Below are 24,470 nucleotides of genomic sequence, written 5' to 3'. Positions count from 1 at the left end.
ATAAGTGAATGATCCGTGCACTGTTCTTCGTTGGTTTAGGTCTCCTCGTCGGCGGCATTACGGCCACTGTGGTCGGGCCTCCGGGGGCCGGAGTCGGCGCGTGGGGTCCGGGTTTAGGCTTGGCTATCACCGCCGCGGTGCTCTGGGGAATCTCCGGAACCATGCGTACAATCCAGGCCCCGCCGACCGCGCTCGTACGCAAGGCCCAGGATGAAGGACGGGTGTCCTTGGCGCGTATCGATGCGCTAAGACAAACCGGTACGCAGATCAATGATCAACCACTGTGCGAACTTGAACTCACGGTGCAACCGGCGCACGAAGCCGCCTACCGAACGATCTTGCGCTCGGTCATTCCGGTCAGTCAGTTACCGGGTGTGCAGCCAGGAATGCGCCGGGTTGTGGTGCAACTGCTCCCGGGAGAGCCCGACGTTGCCCTGCTTGATGCGGATGCGCACGCGGAGATCTGGTCCCGTACCAGTATCCCCTCGATGGCGCAGGCCGGCGACATCCAGCGCCCGGCGCCCGGTGGGTTGCGCGAGGACGGAACGCGCCGCAAGCCACTGCTGGGTATTGGGCCCAAGGGCCGAGGTTGGCGCGCCATACTTTTCGCCCTGATCTTTACTCTGACCGTCACCGCAGTGCTCTATCCCTATCGTGCTGCCCTGTCGCAGAGCGTCTATGCGCTGCAGGAGCACGGCCAACTGCATTTAGATATGCGTGAACCATACTCGGTGGAGCTCGCACTGCAAGCCCTGGAACGAGAGGTCGGGCACGACCGGGTGCTTAACGTACGCGCCTACCCGGAGTTCGTAACTATCGAGGCCGCCGTTGACGCGACCGGGTTGCGAGCAGATGACTGGATCTACCGCCGTGGCGAGCTGCGCAATGAGGGGCCCGCTACCATCCAGCCCGAGGACGAACGCGAGTTCTACCGTGCCTCCAAGATCAATTGGAACGCGATCTGGCAGGCCGTGCGTAGTGCTGGGCAAGGTGGTGATCTTCACCTGGATGAGCAAACCAGCTACTACGTTGAACGTGGCCGCAACAACGAAATAGGCGGTGACGACTACGGCAAGACGATCGCCGATCCGCAGGCGCATTTCTCCTTCGACAATGGCTACGAATCGGCCAACTACACCCTCGACGCGGCCTCCGGGACAGTGCTCGAAGGCCCCTAATCACCGAGTGTGATGGGAACCATGCGCCTAAATCCGCAAGTAAATCGACCGTGACCCAAAAGTGACCTGTTAATAGGTGCGTAGCGGCCAAAACTGGGGTAGCGCGTTGCTACTCTCAGAAGCATGTACGTACCCTTGGTCATCGCATTTCTCATGAGCTTAGCCTGCGTATGCGGGCTATGTGCCATGCTCTTCGGTGCCATGAAATCCCGCAGCTTGGCGCCCGGCTCCTTGGGCCTACGCACCAAGTGGACCACCCGTAGCGATCATGCGTGGGTGGAGGGGCACTATGCGGCGTGGCCCTATGTCCGCAGCGCCATGCACTGGTCGCTGGTGATGCTAGGCGTCGCCGGGCTGTTCGCCATCGCCGGCGATGCGAAGGCGGCAGCAATCTTCGGTACCGTGGGCTACCTCTTTGTCTGGTGGTTCCTGCGCGCCGCGGTCCACGAGGCGAATCACGTTGCGCGCAAGGTCTTGCGCGAACCCGAACCAGAGCCCAAGATCAAGCCCGGCAAACTCGTGGAGCTGAAGAAGCACCCGGTGACCGATCAGCCCGCATCGCTTGGCAAGCCCTCCGGAAAAGCAACCAAACGACCCAGTGGCGTCGCGACCAAGGTACGTAAACTTCCCACCGAGTCCAGCGAGCAGAAGCCAGCCACCCAGGAAGAAAAAGCTGCGCCGGCCAAGCCCGCCGCGCCCAAGGTGAGTAAGCTACCGAAAAAGGTCAGCAAGCTCGGACGCGGTGAGGGCCGCTAACCTAAGGCTCTGGACATCCGGCGGCCACAAGCACATGCTGAATTGCGGGAGGTTGTCATGAGTGAAGAACGAATGTCTCTACCCGGTGTCGCCGTGGGCCACTGGACGCACCACGAAGCGCAAACCGGATGCACCGTCATCCGGCTGCCCGAGGGATCCGTCGGCGCGGTGGAGATCCGCGGCGGTGCCCCGGCCAGCCGTGAGCTCGATGTGCTCTCCGTGGACAAAACCGTGGCGCAAATCGACGCGGTGCTGTTGACCGGCGGGTCGGCCTTCGGGTTGGCCGCCGCAGACGGGGTCATGCAATACCTGGAGGAACAGGGTCGTGGGGTACCCGCGCCCGCCGGTGTGGTGCCGATTGTTCCGGCGCTCGGCCTCTACGATTTGGCCGTGGGGCAGGCCGTCACCCGCCCCGAAGCCAAACACGGTTACCTTGCCGCACGCGATGCCACCGAAGGGGTTGTGGTGACCGGCGCGATGGGCGCTGGTACCGGCGCCTATGCCGGCAATTGGCGAGGAGCGGCCGGTCACTATCCTGGCGGCATTGTCTACGCCGAACGCCGCTACCATGATGTGGTGGTCGGCGCGCTGTTCGCGGTCAACGCCTTCGGAGACGTGGGGGAGTCCACGGCCGACACCGCCTCGGTATTGGCCGCACTAACCGCCATGGAACCGGGTGCGAAGACCCCCCGCTCGAACACCACCATCGGGGTGGTATTGACCAACGCGCGCTTGGACAAGGTCGCCTGCCACGTCGTGGCTCAGGGTGGCCACGATGGGTTGGCCCGAGCTTTGCATCCACCACATACGCGATTCGACGGCGACGCCGTGATCGCCGCGTCCGTCGGAGAAGTCTCGGCCCATGTGGATGTGGTGCGTTTGCTGGCCGTGCAGGCGGCCAATGCGGCCATCCGGCAAGTGGAGCGCTGAGCAAAAGTATATTGGTTGAGAAAAATCAACCGCAAGGATGACTCAAAGCGTCCTACTCCCTGCATAGACTATTGATCGCTCGGGATTCACGCTGCCCGCAACCGGTCGGCGGTGGTGGCTCCCGATTTGAGAGTCCTTGAGGGAAAACATGCTTCTGAAGCTCATTCTGAAACATAGCAAACCGTATACCGGGTGGATCATCGCGGTGTTGATCCTCCAACTCATCACAACCATCGCCACGCTTTATCTGCCGAGTCTCAACGCGAAGATCATCGACATCGGCGTGGTCCAATCCGATATCGACTACATTTGGCGCACCGGCGGGCTGATGCTGCTGGTCGCGCTGGCACAGGTGGCCAGCGCCATCGGTGCCGTCTATTTTGGCGCGCGCACGGCCATGGCACTGGGGCGCGACCTGCGCCATGCCATCTTCGAACGCGTCACCACCTTCTCCGCGCAGGACGTGAACAAGTTCGGTGCGGCCACATTGATCACCCGCGGCACCAACGATGTGCAGCAGGTGCAGATGCTGACCCTGATGATGCTGAACTTCATGGTCAACGCTCCGATCATGTCCATCGGTGGCGTGATCATGGCGGTCCGCGAAGATCCCGGCCTCTCCTGGCTGGTCTGGGTGTCGGTGCCCGTCGTACTGGTCGTCGTGGGTGTGCTGGTTCTGAAGCTAATGCCGCTGTTCCGCCAGATGCAGACCCGCATCGACGGAATCAACGGGGTGCTGCGCGAGCAGATCACCGGCATCCGCGTGGTGCGCGCCTTCGTGCGCGAACGCCACGAAACCGAACGCTACGCCGATGCGAACGACAAGCTGACCCAACTGGGCGTGAAGGTCGGTAACCTCTTCGTGCTCATGTTCCCGGCCATCGGCATGATCATGCACCTGGCCACGGCCGCCGTGCTGTGGTTTGGTGGGCACCGCGTGGATTCCGGGCAGGTTGAGGTCGGAGCGCTGACCGCGTTCTTGCAGTACTTGCTCCAAATCCTCATGGCCGTCATGATGGGTACCTTCATGGCCATGATGATCCCGCGTGCCATGGTCTCGGCCGAACGTATCGACGAGGTCATGTCGACCGAACCGTCGATGACCGAGGCACCGGATGTTGAGCTCGAGCTTCCCACTCCGGGCACCGTGGAATTCCGCGATGTCAGCTTCGGCTACCCGGGCGCCGAGGAACCGGTACTCAAGAACCTGTCCTTCAAGGCAGAGCCGGGCCAGACCACGGCCATTATCGGTTCCACCGGCGCCGGTAAGACCACGCTCTTGAACCTCATCTCGCGGCTTTACGATGCCTCCGAGGGGCAGGTGCTGATTGGTGGGCGTCCGGTGCAGGAACTGGGCCGTAGCGTGATTTCGCGCAATGTGTCCGCCGTGCCGCAGCGACCCTACCTGTTCTCCGGCACCATTGCCAGCAACCTGCGTTTCGGTGCCGAATCGGCGACAGACGAGGACCTGTGGCAGGCGCTGCAGGTGGCGCAGGCCGCCGATTTCGTGGCCGAACGCGACGAAGAGCTGGATGCACGGATCTCCCAGGGCGGTACCAACATCTCGGGCGGTCAGCGGCAACGGCTATGCATTGCCCGCGCCCTGGCGGCGAAGCCGAAGACCTACCTCTTCGATGACTCCTTCTCCGCATTGGATGTGAGCACCGACGCCAAGCTGCGTGCGGCGTTGCGTGAACCCACCCGCGATGCCGCGGTGATTATCGTGGCTCAGCGCGTGAGCACCATTACCGGAGCCGATCAGATTCTCGTGCTCGACGGAGGCCAGATCGTGGCGCGTGGCACCCACGAGCAACTGCTGGAAACCTCCGAAACGTACCAAGAGATCGTCGCATCTCAGATGAGCATCGAGGAGGTGGCCTAGGATGGCGCGGAAGAAAGAAAGCGGAACCACCACGGCGGTGGATCAGGAGCTGGCCGAGGTCGACGAATTTGATACCGCTGGCTCCACCGACGTGTTCGGCGACGCCGCACCCGTGCGCAAGGCCAAGCACTTCTGGCCATCGGCCAAACGCCTCGTCGGGCTGCTCGCCCCGCACAAGCTCGGTGTCTTCATCTCCTTGGGCCTGATCGCGGTCTACGTGGTGCTTTCGGTCATTGCCCCGCGTGTGCTGGGTAAGGCCATGGACGTGATCTTCGCCGGCGTCCTCGGGCAACGGATCGAGCTTCCACCGGGAGCCACCAAGGAAGGTCTCGTCGAGCAGCTGCGTGCCGCCGGGGAGACCACCCAGGCCGATATGCTCAACCGGATCGACTTCGTACCGGGCCAGGGGATCGACTTCACCCTGCTCTCGCGATACATCCTGATCGTGCTGTCCATGTACTTTGTGGCCTCGATCTTCATGTGGGCCTCCGGATGGTTGCTCAACCGCCTGGTGATGCGGGTGATCTACAACCTGCGCAAGGACGTCGAGGATAAGCTCAACCGCCTGCCGCTGAACTACTTCGATACCAGGCAGCGTGGCGATGTGCTTTCACGCGTCACCAACGACGTGGACAACATCCAAAACGCCCTGCAGCAGGCCATCAGCCAGCTGATTCAGTCCGTGCTGACGGTCTTGGGCATCGTGATCATGATGTTCATCGTCTCCTGGCAGCTGGCGTTGATCGCGTTGGTGGCCCTGCCGCTCTCCGGTATTGCCGCCGGCGTGATCGGTTCGAAGGCGCAGGGGAAGTTCACGGCCCAGTGGAAGAACACCGGCGCACTGAACGGGCAGATCGAGGAGTCCTTCTCCGGCCATGAGCTGATGAAGGTCTTCGGTCGCGAACAGGATATGGTCGAGCGCTTCAACAAGCGCAACGACGAACTGTACAAGGCCAGCTTCGGCGCACAGTTCATGTCCGGCATGATCTTCCCGGTGATGCAGTTCATTTCCTACCTGTCCTACGTGGGCATCGCCGTGGTCGGTGGCCTGCGCGTGGCCTCCGGTGCACTGAGCCTGGGCGATGCCACGGCCTTCATCCAGTACTCGCGTGAGTTCACCCAGCCGCTGGGGCAGATGGCCGGCCTGGCCAACATGTTGCAGTCCGGTGTGGCCTCGGCCGAGCGCACCTTTGAATTGCTGGATGCCGAGGAGCAGGACCCGGAGAACGCCACCCGCGAGCTGCCGGCCCGCACCGATGGGCACGTCTCCTTCGAGAACGTGAGCTTCTCCTACTCCAAGGACAAGCCGCTGATCGAAGATCTCTCCTTCGACGCCGACCCGGGGCACACCGTGGCCATTGTCGGTCCGACCGGGGCCGGAAAGACCACCTTGGTGAACTTGGTGATGCGGTTCTACGAGCTGAACCGCGGACGCATTGTGCTCGACGGGGTGGACATTACGGACCTGTCCCGTGCAGATCTGCGGTCCAAGGTGGGCATGGTGCTACAGGACGCCTGGTTGTTCGGCGGCACCATTATGGAGAACATCCGCTACGGTCGCCTCGAGGCCACCGACGAGGAAGTCATCGCCGCGGCCAAGGCCACCTATGTGGACCGTTTCGTGCGTGCACTTCCCGACGGCTACGAGACGGTCATCGACGAGGAAGGAACGAATGTTTCGGCCGGTGAGAAGCAGCTGATCACCATCGCCCGCGCCTTCGTGGCCAACCCGTCGCTGCTGATCCTCGACGAGGCTACCAGCTCGGTGGATACCCGAACCGAGGTGCTCGTGCAGAAGGCCATGGCCGCGTTGCGTAGCGACCGCACGAGCTTCGTGATTGCGCACCGATTGTCGACCATTCGCGACGCGGATACCATCCTCGTGATGGAGGCCGGTCGCATTGTCGAGCAGGGCAACCACGAAACCCTGCTGGCGGCCGAGGGCGCCTATTACCGGTTGTACCAGTCGCAGTTCTCCGGCCCCGCCGAAGATATCGACGCGAACCCGGATACCAGCGTCACCCCGGTCACCGACGCGGCGGTCGCCGAACCGCTCGCCGAGGATCAGGCCCACTAGGCGAGGACCATGCATTGAGCGCTGTGGCGCGGTAACCCTTTGGTGACCGCGCCACAGCGCTCTTGCTCGTTCCGGACCTAACGCGGGGGCTAGTGCCGAGCCGGGGTGACCCGCACCTTGAGGTGCTTCATAATGGGCTGGTCGCTCTGCGTGCTGTAATCCCCGATCGCACACAGTGCGTTCATCTCCGGCATGTACCCGGCGGCACAGCCGCGGGGAATGTCATAGGGGACGGCCAGGTAACCCTCGAGCGAGCGCGTGGACCCGTCGCGAGCGGTGCTTTCAATATCCACCGACTGAAGCTTGTCGATGCCTCGTTCGGCCATATCCTCGGCGTTCATGAAGATCAGCGTGCGCAGATTCTTCACCCCACGGTAGCGGTCATTATCCGAGTAGATAGTGGTGTTCCACTGATCATGTGAGCGCATCGTGCCCAGGGCCAGCGTTCCAGAGGCTGGCACCACATCGGGCAAAGGGGACGCGCTGAACTCGGCCTTGCCCGAGGGCGTATGGAAGACCAGCTCGCGGGCGGGCTGCTTGATTCGGAAACCCAAGGGCAGGCGCACCCGGCGATTGAAGTCTTCGAAACCAACCAGGGCCCGTGACATGGTGTCGCGGATGCGATCATAGTCGTCGACGTACCACTGCCACGGCGTCTCGCTCTGCGGCAGCGCATGCTGGGCGATCCCGGCGATGATGGCCGGTTCGGAAAGCAAATGCTCGGAGGCCGGCTGTTTCATGCCGACCGAGAGATGCACCATGCTCATCGAGTCCTCCACCGAGGTGCTCTGAAGTCCTTCGGCCTGCTGGTCCTTCTCGGTGCGCCCCAAACAGGGCAGTATCAACGCCGTACGGCCGTGCACCAGATGGCTACGATTTAGCTTGGTGCTCACATGAACCGTCAGTTCGCAGTTGCGCAATGCCTCGAAGGTGTACTCGGTGTCCGGGGCCGCCAGGGCGAAGTTGCCGCCCATACCCACGAACACCTTTACCTCACCACGTCGCATGGCTTCGATGCATTGCACCGTGTCCAGGCCATGATGGCGCGGCGCCTTAATGCCGCAGACCTCGTCGAGACGGTCGAGGAAATCTTCACGCGGCCGATGGTTGATGCCGCAGGTACGGTTGCCCTGCACGTTGCTGTGTCCGCGTATCGGAGAAGGCCCGGCACCCTCACGGCCCAAGTTGCCCCGCATGAGCAGCAAGTTGGTGATCTCACGGACGGTGTCCACCCCATGTTCGTGTTGCGTGACGCCCAAGCACCAGCTGATGATGCTCCGGTCGGCATCGCGGTATACCTGAGCCGCCGCCAGGATGTCTGCCCGGCTCAACCCGGATTGGTGCTCGAGTTCCGCCCAGTCGGTCGACTCGCACAGCTTCCGGTAGTCCTCGAACCCTGTGGTGTGTCGTTCGATGAATTCGCGGTCCAACGCCTTTTCATCGCTCAGGGCCATCTCGAAGATCGCCTTGGCCATGCCCCGCACCAGCGCCATGTCTCCGCCGATGCGTGGCTGGAAGTTCAGCGTGCTGGTCTTCGTGCTCCGGAAGGTGGCCATGTCGAGCATCTCGTGCGGGACGATGGTCCGGGTGGCGGCCGCCTCGACAAGCGGGTTGATGTGGACGATTTGGGCGCCACGTCGGTAGGCCTCGGATAAGGAGGTAAGCATGCGCGGAGCGTTGCTGGCGGCGTTGACGCCGATGACGAACAGGGCGTCGGTGACTTCCCAATCCTCGAGGTCTACGGTGCCCTTGCCCGTGCCTAGCGCCGCCTGCAGGGCCCGGCCGCTGGCTTCGTGGCACATGTTGGAACAGTCCGGCAGGTTATTGGTGCCCAGCTCTCTGGCTAAGAGTTGGTAGAGGAACGTGGCCTCATTGCCGAGGCGCCCAGAGGTATAAAAGGCCGCTTGATCGGGGTTCTCTAGTTCACGTAGGTTGCGGCCAATGACCTCGAAGGCCTCCGCCCAAGAGATGGGAACGTAGTGATCGCTGGCCTCGTCGTAGAGCATCGGCTCGGTTAGCCGCCCCTGGTTCTCGAGCTCGTGTTCGGTCCACTGGGAAAGCTCGGCGACCGAATGCTCGGCGAAAAACTCTGCGCCGACGCGTTTGCGTGTCATTTCCCAGGTGACGTGCTTGATGCCGTTCTCGCAGATATCGAGTCGTAGTCCCTTGGTGTCATCGGGCCAGGCACACCCCGGGCAGTCGAAGCCCTTGTTTTCATGATTCATCCGGAAAATTGCCCGGGATCCATCGACGAGTTGGCCCTGCTCTAAAAGGACCCGTCCAACGCTCTTTGCCGCGCCCCATCCGGCGGCAGGATGGTGGTAGGGGTGAAACTCGGGTTTCTTGACTTTCGCGGAGTCGTCTGGGGCCTCGGGGATGCTGTTTGTTTGCTGATTTTTCGATGAGCTCACGGTGCGCACAGTCCTTCGGTGGGGGAAGTTAACTCGTACCCTATCGCGTGATCTTGGCGATGAATAGGTTTCGGGAGTCCGCGCGCCAGCGTCCGACCGTTCCCAGGAACTCGCCGCGCGGGCCGCTTTTCGTGAGCGTTCACCAAGTATTCGCCGCAGCGGGTGCCTGCTTTGGCTTCCGTACATATTCCGGTCGCGTAGTAGTCATCTTTCGCTGGCTGACTTGTAGAGATAGGTTGCTCCTCGGGAGCACGGATGACAGACCAAGGATGATCGATGAAGACTTCTCGCCGTACCCTCGCCGCGACGCTTGCGGCCTGCGCGCTACTACCTCTTGTTCCTACGACAGCTCTTGCCGCACCGCCTGGAACCGACGGGGCCGACAGGAGCTTCACCGAGCAGCGGGTCTGGTTCGAGGGATTCGATAAGGGAAGGATCCCGCGCGGCTGGTCCTTCACCCACGAGAACACCGAGGGCATGGCGCAAGGGTGGGAAGGTTTCACCCTTCACACCCGCGATGAGTTTGTGCAACGCTGGGGCACCGATTTGCGACAGTCGTTCACTCGCGCCGCCGGCCCGATGGCCGTGGTTGAAAGTGACCAGAATGCGCCAACGAACGGTTCGTTTTCCAGCCACATGAAAACACCGATGATTCCCGTAGAAGCCGGACGCACCTATGAGCTACGTTTCGACAGCCACTACCGGCAGGGGCGCGGGCAACAAAGCGCGGACATCATAATGAATATGCCGGGACAGCACCCGCAAACGGTGCTCACCTACGACCGCTCCGCCGCCTCGGATAATGCCGGCAAGGATGTGGCCTCCAAACGCGAAGTCGTACGCTTCACCGTCCCGCAGGGAGCGAAGAAGGTGAACTTCGAGTTCAACTACCGCGACTCGGCGAACAACTGGTTCTGGGCCATCGATAACGTCGAGGTGGTCGCGCCGCTACCAGAAACCAGTGCCAAGCCTACCGGCGTGCTCGATGTAGTCAGCGACATCCAGGGTGCCACCGGCAACCGACACCTCACGGACCATGCGTTGCCGCTGCTGAATTCACTACCCGACTCGGCCGACGCCCTAATGATTAACGGTGACATCGTCAGCCAAGGCAGTACCGCGAACTGGGAAGCATTCACCCAAGCCTTGGAATCAAGCCAGGGGCACCGTTCCGGACAGATCTTCTACGCCAACGGAAATCATGAATTCTATGGACGCGAAGGATCCCAAACTTACTTGCAACGTTTCTTGAAGTACACCGGGCAGGAAAAGGTGTGGCAGGAGCAGATGATCGGGCAGACCCCGATGCTGGTCATCGGGAGCGAAGGCTATGACTATAACGAGAACACCGGGTCGGGGCCCTTTGTGGACTTCTCCGAGGAACAGCTGACGTGGCTCGAAGAACGCCTCGCTTATTGGAAGGAGCAACGAAAGCCGGTGTTGCTCTTTAGCCACTATGTTCTGGACAACAGCGTTTCGGGCACATTCATTAATTTCTACCGCGACGATTTTGGAGCCCACCGAGAGCGGTTCAAGCAATTACTTGCCGAAAACCCTAACGTCGTGATGCTCACCAGCCACACCCACTGGTCGCTACGTTTAGACGACTGGGCTAGCGAATATCACGGCGGTTCCGATGCCTGGAGCAGCAAACGTGGGCCCATGGTGGTCAATACCGGGGCCCTGGCCAATGAGTACACGCTGGGTGGAGACTACTCCGAGGTGGCGCTGCCCGGCGAGCGGGCTTCGGGATTGCGAGTCAAGACCTTTAGGGATCGTATACGCATCGAGGCATGGGACTTCATGAGTCAAGAACTGATCAAGTCCATCGATCTCCCAGTGCCCAGAAACGCCTAACCTCACGGCTGCACCACGGATCATCCACGTACCGCTTCTGTGGTGCAGCTAACGTTTGACTAGCCGCCGGGTAGGCGTATGATCATCCATTCGTAAGGCCTTTTGCGAAATGCGGAAGGCAGTAGCGAAAACTCAGGTAGGTTATGGGCGTCATCAAAGGCAAGCCCCAAATACGAGTGCACGGTGCCCGCGTGGTTGCCCAACCGGCGCGGACCGTCGTCGGTGGGTTCGCTTTCACCATCCTGATTGGCGCGATGCTGCTGGCTTTGCCGTGGGCTTCGGCGGACGGTCAGCCAATTGCTTTCATCGATGCACTGTTTACCGCCACTTCGGCCGTCTGCGTCACGGGATTGGTCGTGCTGGACACGCCCAACGACTTCTCCGGGTTCGGTCAAGGAATTATCCTCATGCTGATCCAGATCGGCGGAATGGGCATTATGCTGCTCGCTTCGCTCATTTCGTTGAGCATCCTTGGCAAGCTGAGTTTGCGTACCAAGATGACCACCCAGACAGAGGCGCGGGCAGTTGAAGGCAACAACGTGCGCGGAACTGTTTTGGGCATCGTCAAGACCACCTTCCTCATCGAAGCGATTGTGGCACTGATGCTCATCGGCCGGTTCTACCTCGGCTACGGCTATTCGGTGCCGCGCTCGATTGAGCTGGGCGTTTTCCACTCGGTGTCGGCATTCAACAACGCTGGTTTCGCGCTCTTCTCTGACAGTCTCATGGGGTTCGTGACCGATCCCTGGATCTGTCTGCCGATTGCTGGCGCGATCATCCTTGGCGGGTTGGGTTTCCCCGTCCTACTGCAGCTGCGTAAGTACGCCCGAAACCGCCTGAAGTGGTCCATGAATACCAAGCTGGTGCTGGCGGGCACCGCGATGCTGCTGGTGGCTGGAACGGTGTTTATCACCGGGCTCGAGTGGTCGAACCCGGGCACGCTGGGGCCGTTGTCACCGCCGGAGAAGCTCATGGCAGGCTTCTTCCATTCCGTGCAAACGCGTACGGCGGGATTCAACTCCATAGATATCGGACAGATGCATCCGGCCACGTGGCTGGGCATGGACGTACTGATGTTCATTGGTGGTGGACCCGCCGGTACCGCTGGCGGCATCAAGATCACCACTTTCGCGGTGTTGTTTTTCATCCTCTCAACCGAGTTGCGCGGTGAGGGTGCGGTCAATATTTTCGGCAAGCGACTCTCGCGTTCGGTACACCGCCAGGCTATTGCCGTGGTGCTACTCGCCGTGGCTGCGGTGTTTGTGGGCACCATGGCGCTGATGCTGATCACGGAGCATTCGCTGGACAAGTGCCTTTTCGAGGCAGCATCCGCTTTCGCCACGGTGGGGCTGTCTACCGGAATTACTCCAGACCTACCGGCCGCCGGAAAGATCGTTGTCATCGTCCTCATGTTCACCGGCCGCGTCGGCGTGCTCTCGCTCGGATCCGCGCTTGCGCTACGAGACAAGAAATTAGTGTATGAACTACCCAAGGAAAGGCCAGCCATTGGTTAACATTATCGGCGGTCGGAACGCCGCCAAGAAGATCGCGCAAGCCGATTCGGTGGCCGTTCTCGGCCTGGGCCGCTTCGGAACCTCGCTGGCTCTCGAATTGATGAGCACGGGCGCCAGCGTGATGGGCATCGACTCGAACGAAGAGACCGTGCAGTCTCTCAACGGCGAGCTGACCCAGGTGGTGAAGGCCGATGTGGCCAAGCTCGAAACGCTCGAGCAGCTATCCCTGGCCGATTTTGATCGCGTGGTCGTGGCCATCGGCAGCCATCTGCAGTCCTCCATCCTGGCCTGCTCGAAACTCCTGAAGATGGGGGTTCCTGAAATCTGGGCCAAGGCCCATGACGACCAGCACGGTTTGATCCTGGAGCAGCTCGGCGTCCATCACATCGTGTATCCGGATAAGGATATGGGGCGCCGAGTGGCACACCTGGTGCGCGGGTCGATGATGGACTATGTGGAGGTCGAACGCGGCTATGCCATGGTGAAGATGACCGTGCCGAAGGTACTGCAGGGGCTACGACTGGGCGATAGCAATCTGCGTAAGCACTATGGGGTAACCATTGCCGCGCATGCGGATGCCGACGGTAAGTGGCAGAACGCCGACGCGGCCACCGTGTTGCGGCCAGGGGAGCGCATTCTGGTGTTGGGGCCGACCAAGGACACCGAGGCCTTCGGGCAGCTACCGGGCTGATCAGGCCAACTTCAGGCCAAGGCAGTCGAGGGTGATTCGAGGGACCACCAGTTGCGTGGTCAATTCGAACGCCAGGGTGGGGTTGCCGCCGCTCACGGCGATCGCCTTCATGCCCTCCTGAAGGGCATCTTGCACTCCGGGTAGGGTATCGGCGAAAACCGCCACGCGGCTCGAACGGTGCAGGCCCAGCTGCCGAGCGGCCAGGGCCGCGGCCGAAACGTGTGGCGCATGTCCGGAGAGTTCCTCGGCGGTGACAATGACGCTGATCAGCTCGAGGATGCCGGCCCGGCGCAGGACCGGTAGGAGTTCGGCTTCGGTAGCGGCACCGAGCACGGCGAGCTTAACTCCGGCACGGTAGAGCGAACGCACCAGCTGCCGGGCGGATTCGTCGATGCGATCCGTCGCGGACCCGGCGGGATCGCCGCCGGACCCCTGCCGCAATGCTGAGGTGAAATCGAAGAACACCGCATCCATGGTGTACAGGGTCTCCGGTGCCAAGGTGGTAATCGTCATGGCAAGACGCTAACGGCGCGGTGTGACGCCCAGTGGTGTCCGGTGTGTACACCCGGTTGGGCGCCGGTGAAATTCCCGTGAACGATACCGCGTGGTGCTAGGTCGACAGCAGGGCCGAGATGCCGGATTCCAAGGCCTCGCGTGCCTCGGCGGCACTGATCTGTCCACTGAGCCACCGTCCGGAAAGCCCTTCGACGAGGGCGGTCAGCAGTAGTGCGCTACGTTCGGCCACGGCCGGATCGGTGACGCCGTGGCCGGTGACTAGGTCTCGGATCACGCCCTGCCAGGCGCTGGTGGAGTTGGCCAGATGCCCGGCCAACGTCTGCTCAAATACGGCGATAGCCCGGATCTCGTTCCACACAATGGAGTTCCCCCGTACTTCGGGATCTTCGTCGATTTCGGCCAGCAGGCGACGCGTGATTTCGGCCGCGGCCTGTTCCCCGGTCGCCTCCTGTCCCTGCCGTGAGGCCAGTGATGTGGCGTTGACATATTCCAGTGTGGCGGCGAGCAAGCCGTCGCGATCTTCAAAGTGGTAATACAGCAGCCCCGAGGATACGCCGGCTCGTTTGGCGACGTCGGTGACGCGCAGGCCGCGCACCCCGTGCTCGGCAATGCAGGCCGCACAGGCGGCCAAAATGCGTTCCGGGTTTCCGGCGGCCATATTCCACTCCAATATTTCGTTCGCGACTACAGGAAACAACCCTAGCGAGGCTGTCTGCCGGCGGGAAAGTTCTGACCTCGTCGACAACTTTTTTCGCTGCCAGACTATGCTTAACTGAAAATCCAGTCAATAATGGATGTGAGCACTCCACCGGTCGCAGCCACGCAGCATGAGGGACCGGATAAAGACAGATTCGAAGGATCACGAACACATGGCAACACCGTTCAACCTCATCGAGGCCGGAATCGACGAGATCACCCAGGCGCTCGAGACCGGCGCGACCACCTCGGTGGAACTAGTCAGCGCCTACCTGGCCCGCATCGGACGCTACGACCGCTCCGGCATTCGCTTCAACGCCGTGCCCGTGCTGAACCCCGAACTCTTCGTCGAAGCCGCCGCCGCCGATGAGCGACGAGCCGCCGGAAACGCCCGCGAACTCGAAGGCGTGCCCTTCACCGTCAAGGACAGCTACATGGCCCGCGGCCTCACCGTGGCCAGCGGCTCGCCGGCCTTCAAGGACCTCGAATCACAGTTCGATGCCTTCAGCGTGGGGCAGTTGCGCCAAGCCGGCGGCGTGCTCGTCGGCAAGACCAATATGCCGCCAATGGCCGATGGCGGCATGCAGCGCGGCGTCTACGGACGCGCCGAAAGCCCGTACAACACCAACTTCCTGCCCGCCGCCTTTGCCTCCGGTTCCTCCAACGGCTCCGGGGTTTCCACTGCCGCGAATATGAGCGCCTTCGGCATGGGCGAAGAAACCGTCTCCTCGGGACGTAGCCCGGCCTCAAATAACTCGCTGTGCGCCTACACCCCTTCGCGTGGCGTGATTTCCATTCGCGGTAACTGGCCGCTGTTCCCCACCCGCGACGTGGTCGTACCGCACACGCGCACCATGGCGGACATGCTGCGCGTGCTCGACGTGCTGGTGGCCGAGGACGAGATCACCACCGGCGACTTCTGGCGCGACCAAAAGGCCGTGGAACTTCCTCCGCTGAGCGAGGTGCGTCCGGCCAGCTACCGCGCCCTCGGCGACGGCCAGGCACTGCAGGGCAAGCGTTTTGGTGCCCCGAAAATGTACTTGGGCAAGGATGAGAACTTCCCCATCGAGGTACGCCCCAGCGTGCTCAAGCTCTGGGAGCAGGCCAAGGCCAAGCTCGAAGAACTCGGCGCCGAGGTGATCGAGGTGGATCTGCCGGTCGTGGAGAAGTACGAGGGTGCCATCCCGGGCGGAGAAAGCCTGGCCGCGCTCGGCACCCTGCCCGAGGGTTGGATGGACCGCGAGTTCAACGAATTGCTCGCCTACGGCTGGGATGCCTTCCTGCGTGCCAATAACGACCCGAAGCTCAACCGGCTGGCCGACGTGGACCACCTGCAGATCTTCCCGGCGCCGGCCGGTTCGCTACCCGACCGCTACGAAGAGGTCGAGGACTATGAGAACCGCTACCGCGATATGGTGGCGCTGGCCGGGCAGGGGCGCGCCATCGCCTCCGAGCTGCCGGGCTTCTCCGAGGCCCTCCATGCCCTAGAAGCCATGCGGAAGGAATACTTCGAGGACTGGCTGGCCGAGTTGAAGCTCGACGGCATCGTCTTCCCGGCCAATGCCGACGTGGCCCCCGCCGACGCGGACGTGAACCCGCAGTCCGCGGATAAGGCTTGGGCCAATGGCGTGTTCTTCTCCAATGGCAACTACGTGCTGCGCCACTTCGGTATCCCTTCGATCACGGTACCCATGGGCATCATGGAGGACATCGACATGCCGGTGGGCCTGACCATCGCCGGTGCGGCCTATGACGATAGCAACCTGCTCGCCTACGGCTACGCCTTTGACGCGGCCGCGCGGCTGCGTGGCGTCCCGGCTCTGGCCCCTGCCTTGCCCACCGACACGCTGCCCTTGCTTGAGCGTTCGGCCCAGGGCCCGGCGCCGGAGATCACCATCGAGGAGCTGCGCATTCACGAGCCGGCGTACAACGAGGGCGCCCGCCTGGTCACCGTGACCGGCACCGTGCAGCAGGCCGAGGGCGTTCAGGTGCAGCTGACCATCAACGGGGAGCAGACCCCCACCACCCGCGACGGGGATCGCTGGGAGGCCAGCGCCATTATCGGACCAGAAATTGTGCCGGCCGAGGTTGCCAGTAACCCGGTGATCAGCCAGGTGTTGGCCGTGGCTCATGTGGTCAACGCCTCCGGCCGTGCGGCAGGTGCATTCGCCGAGGCATAGCCCTTGCGCTGTCGGCTTGGGCGGAAGGAGGGGACGGTACCGTCCCCTCCTCGCAATCCTGAGTTCGCGCGCTCCGGCGACATCGGGCGCGATACCGCTTGCCGTGTGCCTCCGGATCGGGCCTATCCGGTGTCCAATCGGCCCACTCACAGACGTGCTGGGTAGGGTAGGGATTATGCAGCAATCGCAGTTTGGGCCTCCGGCATATTTCCCTCCGCGGCGACGTCAAAGGGTGTTCGATGCTGGACGGTTCCACCGTGGAGACTTTTTCACGGTGCTCGCGTACCTACTCCTGTTCGTTGGCGGGGGAGCGGCCCTGCTCACCCTCGTGCCGGGCTATATGGAGGCCTTCCCGAGCGACCAGGCGGCGCTGTTCGGGGTGAACCTCATCCTGTACTCGGGGTTCTTCATCTTGGCAATGATCCAGTGCGGGCAGCAGTTCTTCGAGTCCTTCGCGACCATGCGCTATCTGCCCTGGGTGAAATGGCTCATGCTACCGGCGGGTTGGTTCGCCACCATCATCGTTTCCGCGGCGGTGGCCATGCTTGCCGGCGGTCCTGAAATCAGCGAGAATCAACAGGCGCTGCAGTCCATGACGAGTGTGGTGCCCTTCCCGGTGATGTTTGCGGTGACCGCGCTCTTTGGGCCCTTCGTAGAGGAATACCTCTTCCGTCACCTGCTCATCGGCAAACTCTCGCGTCGGGTCAATGTGTGGATCTGCGCGGTCATATCCACGGTGCTCTTCGCGTCGATCCATTTCGTGGGCTCGGGGCAACTGACCAACATCGTGCAGGTGTTGCCCTACCTATTCCTCGGGGTGCTGATGTCGCTGGCCTACATCCTTTCCGGCAAGTCGCTGGCCTATGCCTACATGATGCACGTGGTCAATAACGGGATCGCGCTGACGGTGAGCTACACGCTTGCACCGATGTTGCCGGGCCTGGGCGTTTAGGAAGTTACCTGTCGAGGGTGCGTTGCATGGTGAGATTCTTTATCTCGTCATGAGTTCGCCCGGCGCAGTCGTAGCGCATGAGGTACCCAGTCATCCACACGGCAAGGACCGTCGCGGCGCGGGTCAGTGCCTCTTCCTCGTCTCCAGTCACTTCGAGAAAGAGCTCACGCAGGTAGTCCATGCGGGCGGCATCGACCTGAGCGAGACGGCGTGCAACGGCGGGGTCGCGTCTTCCCCATTCTCGGACCGCTAGCTCGAGTCCGGTTCGGTCGGCGCGTGCGTCGACACTCTGATGTAGGGCGGCAAGCCGAGCGGTGGCATCGCCAGCGGCGGCTTCTACCTCGGTGATCACCGCGTTCGCGGCCTCATGTTGCCACGTTGCGAGCATCTCGTCGAGCAATTGGTCGCGTCCCGAAAAGTATCCATAGAACCCGCCCTTGCTGACCCCAAGAGTGCTGGCGATCGATTCCACGCGTACAGCGCCCGGACCACCGCGCTCAAGCGCGTTAAGACCCGCGCGAATCCATTCATCTCTCGGGGTACGTGCATTGGCCATGCTCAATCTCCTTAAATCTATACGCCTGCGTATAGAAGCGCTAGACTCCTTTTATACGTATCCGTATAGATGGAGGCTACCATGGCTCGCCTACGCAATTCCGTGCACTACAACCACCCGCGGCGGATCCACCAGATCGCCGACGGGTTTGTACTCGAAGACCTATGGTCGATCCACACTCCGGGCGCCGGGCCGGAAGACTTTCCCGCGCTCCTTGAGGCCATCCGTGAGGCCGGGGCTCCGGGGAACTCGTCGCCGGTCGTACGTGCGCTATTCGCGCTACGCTGGCGGCTGGGCGCGATATTTGGGTGGGACAGGGACGAATATGCGCCGGGTGCCGCATCCCGGTCGCTCACAGAGAAACTACCCGAGGACCTCTGTGGAACCGTCGAGGGAGAACCTGTAGAAGTGTTCCGCCCGCTGTATCGCTTGCCCAATGAATACGCCAGCGAAATCGCCAACGCCACCACCCACGCGGTTATGCACCTTGGCTGGGTGCAGGGTGCTCGGGGCTGGGAACTACGCTTTGCCGTGCTCGTACGCCCGCGCAACTGGTTCGGTCGGGCCTATCTCGCGGCCATCCTTCCCTTCCGTCGACTCCTGGTCTATCCCTCGCTGACGCGGCAGTGGAAACGGGCCTGGCTCTCGCGTCTGACCGCGGAACACGGTCGTGTCGAAGGAACTCGTGGCGAGGCCGTCACATCAGAAATTCGCGCCCTGGGCGCGCCGGAGGTTGATGCTGTGGACTGCGTCTCGATCCGTACGGAGGTGCGAGCCAGTGCCGAAGAGTGGGCGCAGATTCTGCTGCGCGATGCTGCCGGTACGCCGGGTCAATGGATCTGGCGCAAGGTACTGCGCCTTCCCCTGGCCGAGTTGGGTACCTCCGAGACCATCGCCGGCTGGCCGATCGAATCCCGCGGGGATGGATGGGTGCGACTGTCGTCGGCGTCCCGCTCCTTGACGGGACAGCTCGTGATCTGCGCCGTAGGGGACCGTCTCAGCTTGGCCACCTTTGTCCGCTACCGGCGGCCGGCAGGACGAATGCTTTGGCGCATCTTATTGCCGGTGCATCTCAATGCCACGAGCGTTATGGTGCGCGAAGCTCCCGCTTTGATGAAGGCCTCAGGGATCACCCGTTAGGGGGAGGTGCCGGCCCGATCCCACGTGGCAGGATGAAGCCGTGAGCCCAACCTCTGCCGAGACCCGCGCGCCGCTCGTAGCGGCCATGCTGATCTGCGCCATCGGCCTGCCGCTGAGCATCGCCGCGCTGCTTCAGCTCGCCGAGCCCGCCGGCTGGGACGGGGTTGTGCCGTGGATCGGCGCGCTGGCGGTGGCACTGCATTTGGCGGGGTTCCTCTGTGTCTGGTTCCCGCGCGCGGGGTTCGGTCTCGGCGCCCTGCTGATGCTCGCCCTGGCGCTCGCCGGGGATCTGGGCAGTTCGAGCGCCGCGCTGCTGCCCTCGACGGTCACCTTCCTGCTGCTGCAATGGCAACTAGCCACAACCCAACCGCGGCCCACGGCGCTGACCGGTTTGGGCGTGGGGCTGCTCGGGGCCCTGCTGATCACCGCGGTGGACGCCATCAGCTATGAACAACGTGACCTGATGCTGCTGGCCTTCGAAGCCACCGCATTGGCGGCGGTGGTCGGGGCCGCCTGGTTCTGGGGCCGCTCAGCTCGGCGCCGCCGCGCGGCCGTACTGAGCGCACAACAGGCCCAAATACGCCAGGCGATCGCCGCCGAACGCACCCGTATCTCTCGGGACCTACATGACGTGGTCTCGCATTCGCTCACCGTGATGATCGCGCAGTCCGAGGCGGCCCGGGTGCTCACCAGGGAACAAGAGACCGCTCAGGCGCTCAGCCGGGTGGCGCAGACCGGGCGCTCGGCGCTGCAAGGACTGCGCGGGATGCTCCGGGTACTCGAGGAAGACCCGGAAGCGCCTCCCGCCGGGACGCAACCCGTGCCGGGTTTAGGCGCGCTGGCCGACTTGGTGGCCGCCGCCAGCTCACCGGAGCATCAGCTGAGCTTCCGGCAGACCGGCCAGATTCGAGAACTGGCCCCCGAGGCCGAACTGGCCCTTTACCGCGCCGCCCAGGAGGCGCTGACCAACGCCGTACGCCACCTGCGGCCTCCACTCAGTGTGCGGGTGGAATTGGCGTGGGCCGCTAAGGAAGTGCGGCTGACCGTCACCGACGACGGAGGCGCCGGGCCCAGAGAAGATCCGGGCGCGGGTACCGGCCTGCTGGCCATGGCCGAACGCGTCCGCCAAGCCGGTGGTCATCTCGAGGTGCAGCGCGGGGACGGATGGAGCATCCGCGTCACCCTGCCGGCGGGGGCGGGCACATGATCCACGTCCTGCTCGCCGATGACCAGGAGTTGCTCCGTGACGCGCTGGGCACCGTGCTCGGTGCCGATCCGAGATTGCAGATCGTCGGATCCGTGGCCGATGGGGCCGAGGCCGTGGACTTCGTGCGCGCCCACGCGGTCGACGTCGTCCTGATGGATGTGCGCATGCCGCAAATGGACGGGATCCGCGCCACGCAGGCGGTGCGCACCCTGCGCCCGGAGACCCGAGTGCTGGTGCTGACCACCTTCGACGTCGACGAGTACGTCTTCGGCGCCATCCGGGCCGGAGCCAGCGGATTTCTCACCAAGGACGCCCATCCGGCGGAACTGGCCGAGGCGATTGTGCAGGTGGCGGCGGGGGACGCCGCGGTATCCCCGCGGGCCACGGCACTGCTCTTGAAATATGCGCGCCATCGCATACCTTCCGACGGCGAGCAGGCCCTTGCGCCGCTGAGCCCGCGCGAACGCGAGGTGGCGCTGCTCCTGGCGCGCGGCGCCTCCAACGAGGCCATCGGCCGCTCCCTCTACCTCACCGGCAATACGGTCAAAACCCACGTGAAGTCGATTCTGGCCAAGCTGGGGCTCGCCGATCGCATTCAGGTGGTGATCTGGGCCTACGAGCACGGCGTGATCGAACCCGGGGGAGCGCAGGCCGTGCCAACTCACCCGCACGGGTGAGCCGGTCCCGCCCCGCCGGGCGAAGCGCACGCACCATGACGAGAGCGAGGCTTGAACCATGAACACTCAAGCAACCAACCGCACATTACCGACCACCCACGATCGCTACCCCGAGAACGGCCCGCTGGGCTGGGCCAGCATCATTCTCTGTGCCGCGGCGCTGGCCTTTGGCCTACTCTGGCTGCTGATTCCGGCCGCCGGACCCTTCGCGGCCGGCAACACCCCGCTGGAACAACTGCTCGGCATCGGCCAGGGTGCCAGCATCGCCGCGGCCGCACTGTTGGCCGCGGCCGGGGCCCTGACCCTGACCACGGGGTTGCTGCCCGCCACGCGGCCTGACTGGCTCGGCCGAACCCTCCCGCCGCTGGCCGCCGTGGCCGCCGCGCTCGTTGCCTTATGTCTCATCGGTTTCGACGGAATCGTCATCGCCGGATATACGCTCGCACTGTCATTGCCGCTGGGCCTGCTGGCACTGATTCTGCTCCTGGCCCGACGTCGCCCCTGGCTGGCCCTGGCCGTGTCGCTACCGGCGTTAGGGGTCCTGGTACTGGCGCTCACCGGCCACTTTCCGCTCGGCGTACTCTACGTAAAGTTTGCCACCACCGTGCTTGACGAGCCGGTGCGCTACGCCACCGCCCTTGGGCTGATCATCTTCGCCGGACTCGGGATGGTGCGCGGGGTCAGCGCCTCCGCCGTCGCCTTCGGCGGGCTCGGGGCATCCGTGCAGCGCCACCGGGTGACGCTCACCGTGCTCGCCGCGCTCTGCCCACTGCCCTATGTCCTCGCCCGCATCTCGTGGCTGACCCCATGGCCGCTCTTCGGCGGTGATGCGCAGAAGTTTGCCGACGACCCGAGCATGTTCGCCACCGGGCTGATGCTCGGCGCAGCGATGCTGCTCGGGGCGCTGCTGACCATCGGGCTGGTACGGCCCTGGGGCACCCGCTTCCCGCACTGGGTCCCGGGCATCGGCGGGCAACCGGTGCCTACCCGGCTGGCGGTGATCCCGGCGCTGACGGTGGCGGTGCTCTTCACCGCCGGCGGGGCGCAAGAACTCGTGCTCATTGCCGCCGGGCAGCTGCACTGGGCCAGCGCCCTGATGCTGCCGTTCTGGGCCTGGGGCCCGCTGCTGGCCCTCGCCACCTGGGGTTATGCGCGCTACCGCGCCGCCGAAGGCTAGGTCAGGTGGTCGTTGGCGCCCTCGGCCCAACGCGCGTAACGCTCGGCGGAAAATCCGATGATCCGCCGAGCGTTCCGCGGCAGCACCCCGGTGAAGTTGTTATACAGCCGATCAAAGTCCCACTGCGTGACCTGCGCGGCGATCCGGCGCACCACCGGACCGGAGAGCGGAATGCGGTTCGGGTAGCTGCGCAGGAAGGTCACATTGCCATCGGCCACCGGGAAAATCGCATCCCCGGCCAACAGCACGCCACGGCCCTCGGCCCCATCGGCCCACAGCGCCACGGTGCTGCCCGGGAAATGCCCGCCGACGATCTCCAGACGCAGCCCGGGTAACGGCTCGAAGCCCGCGTCGAAGTGCCGGATCGCGGCGAATTCGAACTGCACCCAGTGCGCATCGACTGCGGCCACATACACCGGGGCGTCGTCGAAGGCGGCACTGTAGGCGCTTTGCACCCCATACATATGCGGGTGGCTGGCCACGATCGCCGCCACACCTCCGAGCTCGCGCAGCCGCGCCACGCACTTGTCATCGAGCACCGGCGGCACATCGAAGAGCAGGTTCCCGCCCTCGGTACACACCAGCTTGGCGCGCTGCCCAATCCCCACCGCCGGTTCCACGTCCAGGGCGTAGAGCCGCGGCTCGATCCCGGTGATCCGCACCCGGTGACCGGCGTCGAGCAACTGCCCAGCGGTCACCCAGCGCTGCACCCCGTCGGGCACATACTGGCGCTCATCGGCGCAAATCGGGCACAACTGCGGCAACTGATCAGCCGGATCGAATTCGGTGGCACAGGTGGCGCACTGCCAGCGTTGCAAAGTGGCGTCCATGGGCCCCAGTGTAATCCCGTGAGGCGGAGCCTAGAAGAAGAACTGGCCAAGCACCGCCGCGCCCAGCACCACCAGCCACGGCGCAAGCTTCAACCGGTGCAGCCCGACAAAGGCGGCCACCGCCAGGGCCAGCGTGCCGGCCGAGGTCACCCCGGCGGTAAAGACCGGATCGTAGAGCGCGGCACCCAAAATACCGACGACGGCCGCATTCACCCCAATCAGCGCCCGCCGAGCCGGAGCCCAGGTGCGCAGCCGCTGCCAGAAGGGCAAGGCCCCGGCCACCAGTAGCGCCCCGGGCAGGAACATGGCCAGCACCGCCAACCCGGCCCCGGCCAGCGGCGCCAACGAATCCTGGCTCAGCGCCCCGAGGTAGCTCGAGAAGGTAAACAGCGGCCCGGGCACCGCCTGCGCGGCACCATAACCGGCCAAAAACAGGTCGTGATCGATCAGCCCGGTGGGCACCAGCTGGGCCTCGAGCAGCGGCAGCACCACGTGCCCGCCACCGAAGACCAGCGCCCCGGCCCGGTAGAAAATCTCCGAGAGCACCAGCGCATCATTGCCGGTGAGCGCCGCCAGCACCGGCAACCCGAGCAGCAGCACCGCGAAAAGCACCAGGGCGCTCACGGCCACGGCCATCGGCAACACCGGTCGGCGGCTGGCGTTTCTCGACCCTGCCTCGCCCGGTGTCGAGCGCCGCAGCAGCAACAGTCCGGCCAGCGCGCCCAGCAGAATCGCCAAGAGCTGGCTGAAGGCCCCGGGCACCAGCAACACCAACGCGAAGGCGGCGGCCGCCAACACCGCCGGGATCTTCTCCGCGGCCAAGTTCTTAGCCATCGCCAGCACCGCCTGAGCAACCACCGCCACCGCGGCGGCCTTCAACCCGGTCAGCCAGCCACTGCCCAGGGTCTGCCCGAGGAACACCGCGCTGCCCGCGAACAGCAGCATCAGGATCGCCGAAGGCAAGGTGAAGGCGGTAAAGGCCGCGAGCATCCCGCGCCAACCGGCCCGCTGCAAACCCAGCGCCATGCCCACCTGGCTTGAGGCCGGCCCCGGCAGGAACTGGCACAGGGCCACGGTGTCGGCGTACTCGTCCTCGCTCAGCCACTTGCGTCGGGCGACGAAGGCCTCCCGGAAATAGGCCAAGTGGGCGACGGGGCCGCCGAAGGCGGTCAGCCCGAGACGGAGAAAGGCGGTGAACACTTCGCCGGCGCTGCCCGGTGGGTGAGTTCGCATGACTCAATTA

Annotated in this window: 20 protein-coding genes; 14 read left to right on the top strand and 6 right to left on the bottom strand. The window is 63.7% G+C overall.

Annotated features, from left to right (window positions below; genetic code table 11):
* Positions 1-8 precede the first annotated feature (8 nt).
* From ACJD00_RS14940 to ACJD00_RS14920, 5 genes are all read left to right on the top strand, one after another.
* On the top strand, positions 9-1,178 hold the full coding sequence (locus ACJD00_RS14940; protein ID WP_309409762.1) for a hypothetical protein: 1,170 nt from the start codon (positions 9-11) through the stop codon (positions 1,176-1,178).
* A 201-nt stretch (positions 1,179-1,379) separates the two neighbouring features.
* Positions 1,380-1,934, top strand: a complete 555-nt coding sequence (locus ACJD00_RS14935; RefSeq protein WP_418907683.1) for a hypothetical protein — start codon at positions 1,380-1,382, stop codon at positions 1,932-1,934.
* Between the two features lie 57 nt (positions 1,935-1,991).
* On the top strand, positions 1,992-2,864 hold the full coding sequence (locus ACJD00_RS14930) for a P1 family peptidase (RefSeq protein WP_309409758.1): 873 nt from the start codon (positions 1,992-1,994) through the stop codon (positions 2,862-2,864).
* Between the two features lie 148 nt (positions 2,865-3,012).
* The gene (locus ACJD00_RS14925) at positions 3,013-4,746 is read left to right on the top strand and encodes an ABC transporter ATP-binding protein (RefSeq protein WP_309409756.1); all 1,734 of its coding nucleotides are present in this window, start codon (positions 3,013-3,015) and stop codon (positions 4,744-4,746) included.
* Position 4,747: 1 nt separating this feature from the next.
* A complete protein-coding gene (locus tag ACJD00_RS14920; RefSeq protein ID WP_309409754.1) occupies positions 4,748-6,823 on the top strand; it encodes an ABC transporter ATP-binding protein in 2,076 nt (691 codons plus the stop codon).
* 89 nt (positions 6,824-6,912) lie between these two features.
* On the opposite strand, the gene ACJD00_RS14915 is transcribed toward ACJD00_RS14920, so the two are convergent.
* Positions 6,913-9,234: an FdhF/YdeP family oxidoreductase gene (locus ACJD00_RS14915; RefSeq protein ID WP_418907682.1), complete on the bottom strand. Its 2,322-nt coding sequence runs from the start codon at positions 9,232-9,234 to the stop codon at positions 6,913-6,915.
* 276 nt (positions 9,235-9,510) lie between these two features.
* Between ACJD00_RS14915 and ACJD00_RS14910 the strand changes: the two genes are divergently transcribed.
* The 3 genes from ACJD00_RS14910 to ACJD00_RS14900 all read left to right on the top strand — a co-directional run bounded on the left by ACJD00_RS14910 (position 9,511) and on the right by ACJD00_RS14900 (position 13,296).
* Complete coding sequence (locus ACJD00_RS14910; RefSeq protein ID WP_418907681.1) at positions 9,511-11,091, top strand: metallophosphoesterase family protein; 1,581 nt, start codon at positions 9,511-9,513, stop codon at positions 11,089-11,091.
* 143 nt (positions 11,092-11,234) lie between these two features.
* Positions 11,235-12,605: a TrkH family potassium uptake protein gene (locus ACJD00_RS14905; RefSeq protein ID WP_418907680.1), complete on the top strand. Its 1,371-nt coding sequence runs from the start codon at positions 11,235-11,237 to the stop codon at positions 12,603-12,605.
* The gene (locus tag ACJD00_RS14900; protein ID WP_418907679.1) at positions 12,598-13,296 is read left to right on the top strand and encodes a potassium channel family protein; all 699 of its coding nucleotides are present in this window, start codon (positions 12,598-12,600) and stop codon (positions 13,294-13,296) included. The genes ACJD00_RS14905 and ACJD00_RS14900 overlap by 8 nt, the downstream gene beginning before the upstream one ends.
* Here the strand turns inward: ACJD00_RS14900 and ACJD00_RS14895 are convergent, their stop codons facing one another.
* Positions 13,297-13,809, bottom strand: a complete 513-nt coding sequence (locus ACJD00_RS14895; protein WP_418907678.1) for an HAD hydrolase-like protein — start codon at positions 13,807-13,809, stop codon at positions 13,297-13,299.
* Positions 13,810-13,906: 97 nt separating this feature from the next.
* Entirely contained in the window at positions 13,907-14,470 is a 564-nt protein-coding gene (locus ACJD00_RS14890) for a TetR/AcrR family transcriptional regulator (RefSeq protein ID WP_418907677.1), read from the bottom strand.
* A 211-nt stretch (positions 14,471-14,681) separates the two neighbouring features.
* On the opposite strand from ACJD00_RS14890, the gene ACJD00_RS14885 reads away from it, so the two are divergent.
* A complete protein-coding gene (locus ACJD00_RS14885; RefSeq protein ID WP_418907676.1) occupies positions 14,682-16,688 on the top strand; it encodes an amidase in 2,007 nt (668 codons plus the stop codon).
* A gap of 175 nt (positions 16,689-16,863) precedes the next feature.
* Positions 16,864-17,640, top strand: coding sequence for a lysostaphin resistance A-like protein (locus tag ACJD00_RS14880; protein WP_418907675.1), 777 nt, complete (start codon positions 16,864-16,866; stop codon positions 17,638-17,640).
* A 4-nt stretch (positions 17,641-17,644) separates the two neighbouring features.
* Here the strand turns inward: ACJD00_RS14880 and ACJD00_RS14875 are convergent, their stop codons facing one another.
* Positions 17,645-18,196, bottom strand: a complete 552-nt coding sequence (locus ACJD00_RS14875) for a TetR/AcrR family transcriptional regulator (protein ID WP_418907674.1) — start codon at positions 18,194-18,196, stop codon at positions 17,645-17,647.
* A gap of 81 nt (positions 18,197-18,277) precedes the next feature.
* Here ACJD00_RS14875 and ACJD00_RS14870 point away from each other — a divergent pair, with 81 nt between their 5' ends.
* From ACJD00_RS14870 to ACJD00_RS14855, 4 genes are read left to right on the top strand one after another with little or no spacing between them, the layout of a single operon-like run.
* On the top strand, positions 18,278-19,336 hold the full coding sequence (locus ACJD00_RS14870; RefSeq protein ID WP_418907673.1) for a DUF2867 domain-containing protein: 1,059 nt from the start codon (positions 18,278-18,280) through the stop codon (positions 19,334-19,336).
* 40 nt (positions 19,337-19,376) lie between these two features.
* A complete protein-coding gene (locus tag ACJD00_RS14865; protein WP_418907672.1) occupies positions 19,377-20,543 on the top strand; it encodes a sensor histidine kinase in 1,167 nt (388 codons plus the stop codon).
* A complete protein-coding gene (locus ACJD00_RS14860; protein ID WP_418907671.1) occupies positions 20,540-21,220 on the top strand; it encodes a response regulator in 681 nt (226 codons plus the stop codon). The genes ACJD00_RS14865 and ACJD00_RS14860 overlap by 4 nt, the downstream gene beginning before the upstream one ends.
* Before the next feature lie 58 nt (positions 21,221-21,278).
* Positions 21,279-22,397, top strand: a complete 1,119-nt coding sequence (locus ACJD00_RS14855) for a hypothetical protein (protein WP_418907670.1) — start codon at positions 21,279-21,281, stop codon at positions 22,395-22,397.
* On the opposite strand, the gene ACJD00_RS14850 is transcribed toward ACJD00_RS14855, so the two are convergent.
* Both ACJD00_RS14850 and chrA read right to left on the bottom strand, forming a co-directional pair.
* The gene (locus tag ACJD00_RS14850) at positions 22,394-23,227 is read right to left on the bottom strand and encodes a hydrolase (protein WP_418907669.1); all 834 of its coding nucleotides are present in this window, start codon (positions 23,225-23,227) and stop codon (positions 22,394-22,396) included. The genes ACJD00_RS14855 and ACJD00_RS14850 overlap by 4 nt on opposite strands.
* A gap of 30 nt (positions 23,228-23,257) precedes the next feature.
* Positions 23,258-24,460 (bottom strand): chromate efflux transporter, encoded by a 1,203-nt coding sequence (chrA, locus tag ACJD00_RS14845; RefSeq protein WP_418907668.1) that lies wholly within the window; start codon positions 24,458-24,460, stop codon positions 23,258-23,260.
* Positions 24,461-24,470 lie beyond the last annotated feature (10 nt).

The sequence above is a fragment of the Glutamicibacter endophyticus genome (assembly GCF_048457885.1).
Taxonomy (GTDB): domain Bacteria; phylum Actinomycetota; class Actinomycetes; order Actinomycetales; family Micrococcaceae; genus Glutamicibacter; species Glutamicibacter endophyticus.
This window is presented reverse-complemented; position numbering and strand designations above follow the sequence as displayed.